Source organism: Chryseobacterium ginsenosidimutans (assembly GCF_024807225.1).
In the GTDB taxonomy this organism is placed as follows: domain Bacteria; phylum Bacteroidota; class Bacteroidia; order Flavobacteriales; family Weeksellaceae; genus Chryseobacterium; species Chryseobacterium ginsenosidimutans.
Genome location: NZ_JANUCO010000001.1, coordinates 525,442 through 538,652, shown reverse-complemented (window position 1 = coordinate 538,652; position 13,211 = coordinate 525,442). Strand labels below are relative to the sequence as shown.

Below are 13,211 nucleotides of genomic sequence, written 5' to 3'. Positions count from 1 at the left end.
CTTTTTTAGGAAATTTAAGAAGTTTTTTACCTCCGTTATTTAAAGAGTTTCCCGATTGAAACAATTATAACTAAAAGTAGCAAAAACGCAATAACAGAAAGCGGATTTGCGAAGTTAATCGTCCAACCCAATCCTATTCTTTTTGGTGGAAATAATCTTTTATCTTCTTTATTGAAATAGAAAACACCTAATTTCCAAGGAGAAGATTTTTTATTAAAATTATCCATAACTGCGAATTTATTACATCGAATTATTTCGGCAGCGGCAATGTTTCAAAATCACCGCGAAGCAAAGCCAATTGCAGCTCATTATTAAGATCTGTCGATTGATATTGGAGATCTATCTTTAATTTTGAAAGCTTGCTCAATGTCTGAATCTGCGTGAAAAGATCGTAAAAACCGTAAGAAAGCACTTTTCCGTTTTCTACAATCAGGAATAGTTTTTCGCCTAATTTCCTTCCTTGTCCAAGCCAAAGTTCGTTTCGCTTTTTGAAATCGATTTCATTTTTGAAAACTTCAATATCATTGTATTTTTCAAGCCTTCCGATAAACTGTACGGCTTTTGATCCTTGCGTGAAAGATCTGAATTTAAGGATTGGTTTATCAGCTTTATTTAATTTATTTTTTTCAACGATATATTTGTTGCTTCTGTGATAAAGCCCGAAAGCAAGGGTATCTCTTTTCCTGATTCCTTTAGAATTTAAAATCAATTTAGCAATAACCTCTGTTCCTGTAAGTTCATAATTAATTTGTTCAACACCTCTCTGAATGGCTTCCCATTTTGCAGATTTAGAATTAAAAATTTTCTTTGAAAACTTATTAATATCCTGAACATGATCCGAAAAAATAATTTTCCCCGCCTCATCCTGAAAATAAACAAACCCTTTTTCGTTCGGAAGATCCTGCGTTAATATTTTAATCTTATTGATATACGTTTTCGCATTAGATTCGTCATATTGATTTTGAACAATCTCATTTTCGGTATCTTTTGACACCAAAAGCTTGAACAATTCCAATGTTGCACGAGCATCACCTTCTGCTCTGTGATGATTGGTTAAGGGAATTCCGAGAGATTTTACCAATTTCCCAAGAGAATAACTTACTTCATCTGGAATCAGTTTTTTCGCCAAAGGAATGGTATCGAGCGTATTGATTTTAAAATCATAACCCAACCTTTGAAAAGACTGGCGCAGCATTCTGTAATCAAAATCGATATTGTGACCTACCAATGTTGTATTGGCGGTAATTTCAACGATTCTTTTGGCAATTTCATGGAATTTCGGAGCCGTTTTCACCATTTTCGGCGCAATATTGGTCAGTTTCTGTACAAAAGGGGTGATATCACTTTCAGGGTTTACCAGTGAAATAAACTGGTCAACAATCTTCTGACCATCGTACCTGAAAATAGCAATATCTATAATGCATTCTTGTCTGTAACCTGCACCATTGCTCTCTATGTCAATTATTGAATACATTAAATTTTTATACAAATTTCTTTAATATTAATTCTATTCCTTTTTCAAAAGGTATTAGCTTAATCTAATAAGCTTAGATACATAACTTATGCCAATACATTCTCTTGAATTTAGCCAATCCTGCTAAAATAATAAATTTTTATATAAATCCTATCGTCTCCTTCCACCTAAACCAAGCATTCCCAGAATTGCTTTCGCTCCTTCACGCATCAAAGTACTCGTAAAAGTTCTTCCCGCTTTACTTTGCAACACCTGTTCAAACATTCCTGGCTCTTCTTTTACGGGCTTAGTTTTTTGATTCGGCTCGGCTGTTTCTGCAGCTTCTTCCATTCTTTTCACTAATATTTCGTAAGCAGATTCATTGTCTACAACTTTCTCATATTTAGCAACTAAGGCAGATTTACCTGTCAGTTCAGAGATTTCTGCATCGTTTAAAACATCCATTCTTGATTCCGGAGAAATTAAATAGGTGTGAACCAGCGGCGTCGGAATTCCTTTTTCATCCAAAGCTGTAATAAATGCTTCTCCGATTCCTAAATTCTGAATTAAAGTGGAAGCATCATAAAATTCTGTTGTAGGATAATTTTCTACTGCTTTCGATATTTCTTTTTTATCTTTTGCCGTAAAACCTCTCAACGCATGTTGAATTTTTAATCCTAATTGAGAAAGAACCGCTTCAGGAACATCACCCGGAATCTGAGTAATAAAATAAATTCCTACTCCTTTCGAGCGGATCAGTTTTACCATTGTTTCGATTTGAGAAACCAACGCTTTTGAAGATTCATCAAAAATTAAATGGGCTTCATCGATAAATAAAACCAGTTTCGGTTTTCCGCTGTCGCCCTCTTCCGGAAAAGTCATATAAATTTCTGCAAAAAGAGAAAGCATAAATGTTGAAAACAATTGCGGTTTACTCTGAATATCGGCAACTCTCAAAATATTTACAACTCCTTTTCCGTCTCTTATCTCCAACAAATCATGAACATCAAAGCTCAATTCTCCAAAGAAACTCGACGCTCCTTGCTGTTCCAAAGCAACGATTGATCTTAAGATCGCCCCCAAAGAAGCCGAAGCAATTGAACCGTAATTAGAAGAAAGCTCAGCCTTACCTTGTGGATTTTCAGTGACATATTGAAGAACTTTTTTAAGGTCATTCAAATCAATTAAAGGCAGTCCTTTATCATCACAATATTTAAAAACGATTGACATGATACTTTGCTGAGTGTCATTCAATTCTAAAATTTTACTTAATAAAACAGGACCGAATTCCGTAACGGTAGCTCTCAATTTAACCCCTCTTTCTCCCGAAATCGTCATCAATTCTACAGGAAACGGCTGCGGATTGTAAGGAAGCTGCGTTTTTGCATATCGTTCTTCAATCGCCGGATTTTTTGTTCCAGCTTCTGCAATTCCTGAAAAGTCTCCTTTAATATCTAAAACTAAAGAAGGAATTCCCTGATGAGAAAGCTGTTCTGCAAAAACCTGCAAAGTTTTCGTTTTCCCCGTTCCTGTTGCGCCGGAAATAAGTCCGTGTCGGTTGATGGTTTTTAAAGGAATCGTCACATTGATTTCCGGAACAACTTCTCCGTCCAACATTCCTTTTCCCAATATAATGTGTTCTCCTTTCGGAGTGTATCTTGCATTCAGTTCTTCAATAAATTTTGCTTTGTCTGCCATTTGCTATTTTTTAACTTATAAATATAAAATATTCTGGAAAATATTCGAGTATTGAATAGTAATCATATTTAATTTTAATGATTAAATTTTATAAATATGTTAATTTAACACTTAAAATTCTGAATCATTCAATATAAGCTAAGTAAATTAGAACAAATAAAGGCTTTATAGATTTATTCTATCATTATCGGTTATTTATTTTACTTTGATTTAAAAAAATAAAGCCGATTTTTGTATTTCAATTAAAACATTAAAACGGTTACAATCACATAATGAAAGTCGAACAAATATATACAGGATGCCTCGCTCAAGGCGCGTATTACATCGTGTCGGAAAATGAAGCAGCAATCATCGATCCTCTAAGAGAAGTAAAACCTTATCTGGATCGTTTGGAAAAAGACAATGTAACTTTAAAATATATTTTTGAAACACACTTCCACGCAGATTTTGTCTCGGGACACTTGGATTTAAGCAAAAAAACAAATGCTCCGATTGTTTACGGACCTACTGCTCAGCCGGAATTTGAAGCAACAATTGCGGAAGACGAACAGATTTTCGAAATCGGCAACGTAAAAATAAAAGCACTTCACACTCCCGGTCATACGATGGAAAGTACTACTTACCTTTTGATCGACGAAAATGGGGTAGAAACGGCAATTTTCACAGGTGACACGTTGTTTTTAGGAGATGTGGGGAGACCGGATCTTGCTCAAAAAGCAGGAAGTCTTACTCAGGAAGATCTTGCAGGAATTTTGTATGAGAGTTTACACTCGAAAATATTGCCTTTAGACGACAGCATTACGGTTTACCCGGCTCATGGTGCAGGTTCTGCTTGCGGAAAGAATATGCAGAAAGAAACGGTTGATATTTTAGGAAATCAAAAGAAAACGAATTACGCTCTGAATCAGCCGGATAAAGAATCTTTTATTAAAGAAGTTCTGGACGGATTGACAGCGCCGCCAAAATATTTTGGGATGAATGTAGCCATGAATAAAGGAGGTTACGAAAGTCTTGATATTGTAATGGATAAAGGATTATCTCCAATTGCAGTTGAAGATTTTGAAGCGTATGCGGAAGAAACCGGAGCTTTAATTTTAGATACAAGAAGTCCGGGAGAATTCTACAAAGGATTTGTTCCGAACTCAGTAAACATCGGTTTAAAAGGCGATTTCGCTCCTTGGGTCGGAACCTTAATTGTTGATGTAAAGCATCCGTTATTATTAATCGTTGACGAAGGAACGGAAGAAGAAGCGATCACAAGATTAAGCAGAGTTGGCTTTGATAATGTGGTAGGATATTTAAATGGAGGTTTTGAAGCCTGGAAAAACGGAGGACAGGAAACCGATGAGGTAAACAGAATTTCTGCGGCTGATTTTGCAGAACAGTTTACAGAAAATTCAAAAGTAATTGATGTTCGTAAAATCACAGAATATTCTGCAGAACATATTGATAATGCGTATAATAAACCTTTGGATCTAATCAGCGATTGGGTAAAAACGATCGACGATTCTGAACATTTTTTCTTGCATTGCGCAGGAGGTTACAGAAGTATGATTGCCGCAAGCATTCTTAATTCACACGGAATCAGAAACTTTACGGAGATCGACGGTGGTTTTAGCGGAATTAAGAAAACAGAAAAATTCCCGACTTCAGATTTTGTTTGTCAATCGAAAACATTGTAACATTTTAGATATGAAATATAAATTTATTGGATTAATTCTTGCCTCAGCTTTAGTATTAACTGCTTGTAAAACAGCGAAAAATGAAGCTGTCTCAAATGCAAGCATTAAAAAAGCAATCACCGATCCAAATGTTACTTTTGTAGATGTAAGAACTCCGGAACAGTTTGCGAATGGATCAATTGAAAATGCTATTAATGTTCCTTTAGCGGAAATTCAGAAAAATCCGACTTCTTTAAAAGGAAAAAAGGTCGTTGTCTTTTGCAATAAAGGAATACAAGCTGATGAAGCCGTAAAGATTTTAAAGAAAAACGGCGTTGATGCTTATGACGGAACGAGTATACAAAATATAAAAGCTGTTCAGGAATCTACTCTTTAAATAAGAAGTTCAATTCTGAATTAAATTAAAAATTAAAGCTATGTCACAAAAATTTCAGGAAATTATAGACTCCGAAAGACCAGTCTTGATCGACTTTTTTGCAACCTGGTGTCAACCTTGCAAAGTGCAATCTTCGGTTTTGAATACCGTAAAAGAAAAAATTGGCGAAGAAGCCAGAATTATAAAAGTAGACGTGGATCAATATCCTGCTCTTGCCTCTCAATACGGCGTTCGTGGAGTTCCGACGTTAGCGATCTTCAAGAAAGGAGAAATGCTCTGGAAAGAAAGCGGCGTGCATGACGTGAATACGTTGACGCAACTTTTACAACAATATGCTTAAACTGTGATTTTTCACAGTTTTTTTTAGTTATTTCCCACGTATTTCACAGATTTTCACAGATGACTGTGGATAATCTCATTTTAAATGTAAGCTGTAATCTTAACCCTTGTCAAGGTTTTAAAACCTTGACAAGGATTATTGAAAAAAAACGCCGCACAAACATCTGTGAAATCTGTGAGAGAAAAATCACAATTCAATCGAAAAAGCATCACGATCATTCAAAAACTGAAAATGATTTCTGAAATCATTTAATTCATCCAAATTCCATTCTGCAGAAACGATATTTCTATTTTTTTGAGAAATTTCTTTTCCGTCCGCGAAAAAGCAATGCGAGCTTTCCTGATAAAAAAGATTATTTCCATCCGTTCCGATTCTGTTTAAACCAAAAACAAAAGATAAATTTTCAATCGCTCTGGCTTTCAGCAAATGTTCCCAAGCTCCCACTCTTTTTTCGGGCCAATTCGCAACATACAAAATGGCATCATAATCATCATTATTTCTTGCAAAAACAGGGAAACGAAGATCATAACAAACCTGCAGTAAAATTCTGAAACCTTTGTAATTCACAATTACCCTTTCTTTTCCGGGCGTGTAGACTTTATCTTCTCCGGAAAAAGAAAACAAATGTCTTTTATCATAAAAATCAACCTGAGAATCGGGCTGAACGAAATACATTCTGTTGTAAAAATTACCACCATCTTCAACCGGAGTACTTCCGCAAAATGCAGCATTTTTTTCTTTTGAAATCTTTTTTAAAAACTCCAAAGATTCCCAATTCCTATCTGAAACTTCGGAAGCATCCATGCAAAAACCTGTTGGAAACATTTCCGGCAAAAGAAAAAGATCAGCTTCCTGATTTTGTAATTCCTTTTCTATTAATTGAAAATTTTCTGCTTTATTTTTCCAGATGATATCTAAATTCAGTCCTGTGATCTTCATAAACTTTGTTAAAAAACTTCATTAAAAATACGATTTTCCAATGATTTCGGTTCTATTTTTGTTGCGGATATTTTTTAGTAATAATAGTAAAAGAGTAAAAATTATGAAGAAATTGGTTTTTATGTTCATGCTGATCTTCGCAGGAGCTACAGCAAATGCACAAGCTTGGACAGGAAAAGGAGATCAGAAAATCAATGCCGGATTGAGCGCTTGGGGATATGGAACGGGAATTACAGGAACTTATGATTATGGTTTAAACAAATTAATCTCTGTGGGAGCAGGTATCAACGGATATTTTAGCGATTATAAAGATAATAACGATGACAACAGGGTTTTTGTCTTCGGAAGAGTGAATTTCCATCTGAAAGAAACGTTACAATTACCTGAAAAACTGGATATTTATCCGGGAGTTGATGTCGGCGTTTTAGGAAAAGATTTCGGAATCGGTGCTCACATCGGTGCAAGATACTTTTTTACTGACAGAATCGGGGTATTCGCAGAAGTCGGCAACAATGGCAGTCTGGGAGTTTCCATCAATTTATAAGAAATCATTCTATTATATGACAAAGCTTCTCGTTTCGGGGAGCTTTTTTATTTGGCATAGTTTTGATAATTCTTACCTTTGCAAATTAAACATAAAAAGCATTAATGGAAATAGCAATCAAACTGTTTCAATTTATATTGAGCATTTCTATCTTGGTAATCCTTCATGAACTTGGGCATTTCTTACCAGCAAAATACTTTAAGACCAAAGTTGAAAAATTCTATCTTTTCTTCGATCCATGGTTTTCTATCGCTAAGAAAAAAATTGGCGAAACAGAATACGGAATTGGCTGGCTTCCTTTCGGAGGATATGTAAAAATCGCCGGAATGGTAGATGAAAGCATGGATACCGAGCAATTGAAGCAACCTGCTCAACCTTGGGAATTCAGAGCAAAACCGGCTTGGCAAAGGCTGATCATCATGTTGGGAGGAGTTACGGTAAACTTTTTCTTGGCTTGGTTGATTTATAGCTGCCTTTCTCTTTTCAATGGCGAAACGTATACGGATCTTAATAAATTCACAAACGGTGTAGAAGTTACTTCTGCCGGAAAGAAAATGGGTTTCCAAAACGGTGATAAAATTGTAAACGTTGACGGAAAACCAGCTGAAAGGTTAGAAAACACTTCTATTAATATTCTTTTAGGTGACAACGTTACGGTTCTTAGAAACGGACAGGAAGTAACTTTCCCTGTAAATACAGAAGGAGTTGCTGAAGTTTTAAAACAAAAAGAGGCAAGATTATATCTTACTCCAAGAATTGCCATGCAAATTGAGTCTTTGGCAACACCAGCTTCTCAGGCTTCAGGTTTGGCTAAAGGAGATAAAGTGATCGCCATTAACGGACAAAAAGCAGCGTATTACGATGAAGTAGGAGCTCTTTTGAATCAAAATAAAGGAAAAACAGTTTCTATAGATGTTGAAAGAAACGGAACGGTTCAGAATATTCCTGCAGTTTCTGTAGATAAAAACGGAAAATTGGGTGTTCAGGTTAACACAAAAGATATTTTAAAATCTATCACAACCAATAAGAAATATTCTTTCGGAGAAGCAATCCCAAGAGGTTTTGAAAGATCAATCGAGGCTTTGACAATGCAGGTTAAACAGTTTAAAATTATGTTTAACTCTAAAATTCAAGGGTATAAAAATGTCGGTGGACCGATTGCGATCATAAAAAACATGCCTGTTGACAAATCTGCTGACGGAAGTATCGGAATCAACTGGCCGGCTTTCTGGAGTTTCACAGCGATGTTCTCTGTTTGGTTGGCATTTTTGAACTTAATTCCTATCCCGGGATTGGATGGTGGACACGTTATTTTCACATTATATGAGATGATTGTCGGGAAACCTGTACCTCAAAAAATACTGGAAAATGCACAGATGGTAGGAGTTATCTTCCTGTTAGGCTTAATGTTAGTAATCTTTGGAAGTGATATCTTTAAGATCTTCACTAACAAGCTATAATATTTTTAAAATTTTTTAATAAAAATATTTGTAAGGTATAAATATTCGTCCTATATTTGCACCACTAAAAACAAAGGACATTCCTCCTTAGCTCAGTTGGTTAGAGCATCTGACTGTTAATCAGAGGGTCCTTGGTTCGAGCCCAAGAGGAGGAGCAAAAAAGACTTACAGAAATGTGAGTCTTTTTTCGTTTTTATAATCATAAATTTTATTCCATAGTTAATCATTTCCTTTTAAGTTTGAAAAAGAGGGAGACCGTTATTCAACCACCTCCAAATCTTACCCTTTTTCATGAGAGCTTTTAATTCAAGAAAATTATTTTAATCAATTTAGAAAGCAAAGGAAAAAACTATTTCAACCTAAATCTCTGAAAAATAACAAAATAACTTCAAAACACCCATCACCAAAGGAAAAAATTCAATATTTTTAAAATAATTATTTGCATAATATTATTTTTCATATTATATTTGCACCACCCAAAAGGGAATAACATTCCTCCTTAGCTCAGTTGGTTAGAGCATCTGACTGTTAATCAGAGGGTCCTTGGTTCGAGCCCAAGAGGAGGAGCAAAAAGACTTACAGCAATGTAGGTCTTTTTTGTTTTTTACACTCTATCAAGCAACTCCTTTTTCATTTAAAAATTCTATAATAATTCTATTGTTTTATTAATAATTTATTAATAAATTTGATAAAAAACACAATCAGATGTATACGAAAAAATTATTTATTACATGGGCAATATTTTTGTCCGTAATATCACTTGCACAGATTGGGATCAACCAACCCAATCCATCAGCTACATTAGATGTAACAGCAAAAGTAGCGACAGGAACAACAACCACAACAGAAGGAATACTTATCCCAAGAGTAACAAGAGAGAGAGCCCAAAACATGACCGGAGTACCCACTTCAACCATGATTTACATCAATGAAGTTATTACAGGAACACAAACCGGAACTACAGCAAACGTGGGCACTCCAGGCTTCTATTATTTCAATGGCACAGCTTGGATAAAAACAGACAACAACGTCTACGAAAACAACGGAACACTCACAGGAAACAGAACAGTAACACAAGGAGCTTCTACATTGGCATTTACAGGATCTGCAACAAATGCTTTTTCGGTGGACGGAACTTCATTATCCATAGACGCTTCCAATCACAGAGTTGGCGTGGGAACAACTGCCCCTACTGCAAAATTGGAAGTAGATTCGGGAACTGCCGGAGCTTCAGGATTAAAATTCACAAATATGAACAGCTCAACAACGACTACACAAAATGTGGCAGCTTTAGGAGTTGATGCCACCGGAAATGTGGTAATACAAAATACAGCTCCCTTAACCACAGCTTTTAAATCTTTCAATATTAATGCAAACAGTGCTGTAAACTCATTAATCACTATCGGATCATTAGAGTTTCGCTATCCATCCACTACATGTACAGATTCTTCATCTTTTATGCAGGTAAGATCTACAAGCGGGGCTACTAATTTAGGAGCACAACACGCAACGTTCTTAACAGCACAAAATACATCCTCTTTTCTTAATACGCAACCAGTAGGCTATACAACTAGTTTTGCTGATATTGGAATCCCTTTAAACTGTGTAAATGACAGCCACGCACAATTTATTTTTTTCTCTTATACAGACCGAACTTTTTATAGAGTTAATATAAACATTTCAGATACTGACAGTTTAGGTTTTGGAGCATTAGGATACATTTTTGTAGAACTTCAGAAATAGCCTGTTTAGATTTTCAGCTTTTTTAACAAATTAATAACTATAACACCGTCATTTTGATGGTGTTATTTTTGTTACCTTTGCCGTTTTACAATTAATTTAATTAAAGTTTAAATATTATTTACTTTTTACAATAAAACTGCATACTTTTTGTTTATGCAAATAGCTTGAAGAACAACAAATGTCAATTAACAACTCTAAATATTACTCCCTCTTTTTATTTCTTTTTTTTGCTGATTTCGTCTACGCACAAAACTCGGCAAACGGCAGAATTGTAGATGCCAAAACAAATAAAGATATCAGCGGCGTTGATGTATTCATCAATGAAGATAAAAACCCTGCTTTAACGACTACTTCGGGAAACTTTATGGTTCAGTCCGACAGTATTATCTATAAATTAAAATTTTTAAGAAAAAACTATTCGTTAGAAAGCGTAGAAGTTAGTCCCGAAAAGGCTTCAAATATTTTCGTGAAACTTTCTCAGGAAAAGGTGAGCAATATTCAGGAAGTTGTCATCCACAACGAAAAGCCTAAATACAAAAACAAAAAGGAAAATCCGGCTTACGCGATCATGCAGGAAGTCTGGAAAAGAAAAAGGAACAACGGATTAGACAAATTCGACACCTACACTTACAAAGAATACGAGAAAATTCAGTTTGATGCTAATAATCTGGACAGTGCCTTTATGAAGAGAAAAATCTTCAACAAACTTGAATTTATTTTTGATTATAAAGATTCTACTGCAAGCGGAAAAATAGGTCTTCCTGTTTTCTTAAATGAAGCCGTTTATGAAAATTACGGTGAAAACAAGCCTTCAAAAAAAACAAAAAGACTTTTAGTGGCTCAGAAAACATCAGGTTTTCAGGATAATCAGATTATTACTTTAACGGCGAAAAATCTTTATCGTGATATTAATATTTACGATAATACTTTAAATTACTTTGATATTGGGTTTCCAAGCCCAGTAGGAGAAAACGGGTTCAGTACGTATGATTATAATTTGACTGATACCATTTCCATCCGTGGCGAAAGAGCTTTTAAAATAAGATATCAGCCGAAAAGAACGGAAGTTTTAGCATTTCAAGGGTATCTTTTTATCGATACCGACAGTTATGCTGTTGTGGGAGCTACTTTAAAATCCACACAGAAAATCAACGTTAATTTCATCAACGGAATTTCAACAGAGCTGGAATACGATAATCCCGACGAAAATACTTTCTTACCACGAAAATTCGTGACCGAGATTGAAATGACACCATTTTCGAAAAAGAAAACCTCGAAGAGTATTATTGCTAAAAGATCTGTCGATTATTCTGATTATCAATTTAATAAACCTCTTGAAGACAAACTTTTCAAGAGAACGGAAGAGGAATACAGTGATAAATTCGTTGATAAAGACGATAGTTATTGGCTAAAAGCAAGACCCGATTCATTATCAAAAAGCGAACAAGGAATCTACGATATGCTTGATAAGCTTCAGCAGACGCCAAAATTCAACAGAATCGTAAAGCTGTATGAAACTTTGGGATCAGGATATTACAATGTTAAGAAATTAGGTCTTGATTTAGGTCCTATTTTCTCTATTTACGGTAAAAATGAAATCGAGGGCGACAGAATAAGATTGGGCGCAAGAACGTACTTTACAAGAAACGACCCTTGGAGAGTTCAGTTTTATACGGCTTATGGCTTCAAAGACCATCAGGTAAAATACGGCGCTGAAGGGAGATTCATGTTCAACAGAGTGAACCGATTTACAGTGGGAGCGGGAACAAGAAGAGACGTCCTGCAATTGGGAGTTCAATTAACCAACGACGACGGAATTATGGCGAGAACATTTGCTTCTTCCACTCTTTTTGCGAGAGGAGAAAACGCTTCATTAAGCTCCGTAAACCAAACCAATGTTTTCACTTCTATTGAACCTTGGAAAAACTTCCAGATCAGGCTAGACGGAACAATGCAAAGCATTCAATCTGCTAATCCGGATGGATTTAATCTAATGTATTATAAAAACGGAGATTTGAGAAAAACTACGAATGACTCTCACTTCACGTTAAGCTTAATCGCAAGACCGGGCGCAAAATTCTCACAAACCGGAATCGACAGATACGAACACGGAACATTGGCTCCGACGATCGTTTTGAAATACACGAGAGGTGTTGAGGGATTGTTCGGATCGGACTTTAATTATAATAAATTACAGTTCATGTTTTACAAGCCTGTTTTAATCGGAAGTTGGGGAAAAACCCTGATCAGTTTCGAGGCTGGGAAAAACTTTAATACCGTTCCTTTGGCTTTACAGAATGTAGTTTCCTGGAAACCAGTCTTACAGTTTGGCTCAAAATACTTTTGCTCAGCTTAATTATTATGAATTCGTTGCGGACACTTATACAACACTTCATTTAGAGCATCATTTTAACGGTAAAATACTTTCTTACATTCCTTTGATTAAGAAATTAAAATTAAGAGAAATTGCGTTTATCAGAGGAGCTTACGGAACTTTGAGTGATGCTTCAAAAGCCATTAATGTAGAAGGCTTCAAATATTCTGCACCAAGCGAACATATTTATTACGAATACGGTGTCGGAATTGAAAATATAGGTTTTGGAAATCTTAGAATTTTCCGTGTAGATTTTAACTGGCGAGGAAATTATCTCGACCGACCGGATATTTCAACTTTCGGAATCAAAGCAGGATTCCAGGTTGGTTTTTAAAATACAAATCTCCTTCAAATTGAAGGAGATTTTTTTATTTATTAAGATTCTACAGGATAATCTTTGCAGCTATTACAATGGGCTACAATATAAACAATACCACAAGAAGGTCTTTCCCCCTCCGGGATTTTGCAGTACACACCACATGGCAAACAATCTTTTACCGGAAGCGCTCCTCCCATTACATTTTTAAGTTCTTCTCTTTTGATTTTCTTTAAATTTTTCATAATATTTTGTTTTAGTTTTGTGCCTACTCTTTATGCTTTTC

General features: G+C 35.4%; 13 protein-coding genes and 2 tRNA genes. 10 read left to right on the top strand and 5 right to left on the bottom strand.

Annotated elements, in window-relative coordinates:
• Positions 1-35: 35 nt before the first annotated feature.
• From J3D55_RS02650 to J3D55_RS02640, 3 genes are all read right to left on the bottom strand, one after another.
• On the bottom strand, positions 36-227 hold the full coding sequence (locus J3D55_RS02650) for a DUF5808 domain-containing protein (protein ID WP_259127765.1): 192 nt from the start codon (positions 225-227) through the stop codon (positions 36-38).
• 23 nt (positions 228-250) lie between these two features.
• The gene (locus J3D55_RS02645; RefSeq protein WP_259127764.1) at positions 251-1,474 is read right to left on the bottom strand and encodes a 3'-5' exonuclease; all 1,224 of its coding nucleotides are present in this window, start codon (positions 1,472-1,474) and stop codon (positions 251-253) included.
• 150 nt (positions 1,475-1,624) lie between these two features.
• Positions 1,625-3,151 (bottom strand): helicase HerA-like domain-containing protein, encoded by a 1,527-nt coding sequence (locus J3D55_RS02640; protein ID WP_259127763.1) that lies wholly within the window; start codon positions 3,149-3,151, stop codon positions 1,625-1,627.
• A 272-nt stretch (positions 3,152-3,423) separates the two neighbouring features.
• Here J3D55_RS02640 and J3D55_RS02635 point away from each other — a divergent pair, with 272 nt between their 5' ends.
• From J3D55_RS02635 to J3D55_RS02625, 3 genes are read left to right on the top strand one after another with little or no spacing between them, the layout of a single operon-like run.
• A complete protein-coding gene (locus J3D55_RS02635; RefSeq protein ID WP_259127762.1) occupies positions 3,424-4,833 on the top strand; it encodes an MBL fold metallo-hydrolase in 1,410 nt (469 codons plus the stop codon).
• Between the two features lie 10 nt (positions 4,834-4,843).
• Positions 4,844-5,209 (top strand): rhodanese-like domain-containing protein, encoded by a 366-nt coding sequence (locus J3D55_RS02630; RefSeq protein ID WP_259127761.1) that lies wholly within the window; start codon positions 4,844-4,846, stop codon positions 5,207-5,209.
• A gap of 40 nt (positions 5,210-5,249) precedes the next feature.
• Positions 5,250-5,549, top strand: coding sequence for a thioredoxin family protein (locus tag J3D55_RS02625; protein ID WP_259127760.1), 300 nt, complete (start codon positions 5,250-5,252; stop codon positions 5,547-5,549).
• Between the two features lie 186 nt (positions 5,550-5,735).
• Here the strand turns inward: J3D55_RS02625 and J3D55_RS02620 are convergent, their stop codons facing one another.
• The gene (locus tag J3D55_RS02620) at positions 5,736-6,488 is read right to left on the bottom strand and encodes a nitrilase-related carbon-nitrogen hydrolase (protein WP_259127758.1); all 753 of its coding nucleotides are present in this window, start codon (positions 6,486-6,488) and stop codon (positions 5,736-5,738) included.
• A gap of 103 nt (positions 6,489-6,591) precedes the next feature.
• Here J3D55_RS02620 and J3D55_RS02615 point away from each other — a divergent pair, with 103 nt between their 5' ends.
• The 7 genes from J3D55_RS02615 to J3D55_RS02585 all read left to right on the top strand — a co-directional run bounded on the left by J3D55_RS02615 (position 6,592) and on the right by J3D55_RS02585 (position 12,943).
• Entirely contained in the window at positions 6,592-7,032 is a 441-nt protein-coding gene (locus J3D55_RS02615) for a DUF6646 family protein (protein ID WP_259127756.1), read from the top strand.
• 104 nt (positions 7,033-7,136) lie between these two features.
• Positions 7,137-8,492, top strand: a complete 1,356-nt coding sequence (rseP, locus tag J3D55_RS02610) for an RIP metalloprotease RseP (RefSeq protein WP_259127754.1) — start codon at positions 7,137-7,139, stop codon at positions 8,490-8,492.
• Positions 8,493-8,573: 81 nt separating this feature from the next.
• Positions 8,574-8,647: transfer RNA gene (locus J3D55_RS02605), tRNA-Asn, on the top strand.
• 338 nt (positions 8,648-8,985) lie between these two features.
• Positions 8,986-9,059 (top strand) — tRNA-Asn (locus tag J3D55_RS02600).
• 138 nt (positions 9,060-9,197) lie between these two features.
• Positions 9,198-10,235 carry a phage tail-like protein gene (locus J3D55_RS02595; RefSeq protein ID WP_259127751.1) on the top strand — a complete coding sequence of 346 codons (1,038 nt, stop codon included), beginning with the start codon at positions 9,198-9,200 and terminating at the stop codon, positions 10,233-10,235.
• Between the two features lie 178 nt (positions 10,236-10,413).
• Positions 10,414-12,591: a DUF5686 family protein gene (locus J3D55_RS02590; protein ID WP_259127749.1), complete on the top strand. Its 2,178-nt coding sequence runs from the start codon at positions 10,414-10,416 to the stop codon at positions 12,589-12,591.
• Entirely contained in the window at positions 12,563-12,943 is a 381-nt protein-coding gene (locus J3D55_RS02585; protein WP_259127748.1) for a DUF5686 family C-terminal domain-containing protein, read from the top strand. Before J3D55_RS02590 ends, J3D55_RS02585 begins: the two co-directional genes overlap by 29 nt.
• 41 nt (positions 12,944-12,984) lie before the next feature.
• Here the strand turns inward: J3D55_RS02585 and J3D55_RS02580 are convergent, their stop codons facing one another.
• Positions 12,985-13,170, bottom strand: a complete 186-nt coding sequence (locus J3D55_RS02580) for a bacteriocin-like protein (RefSeq protein WP_259127746.1) — start codon at positions 13,168-13,170, stop codon at positions 12,985-12,987.
• Positions 13,171-13,211 lie beyond the last annotated feature (41 nt).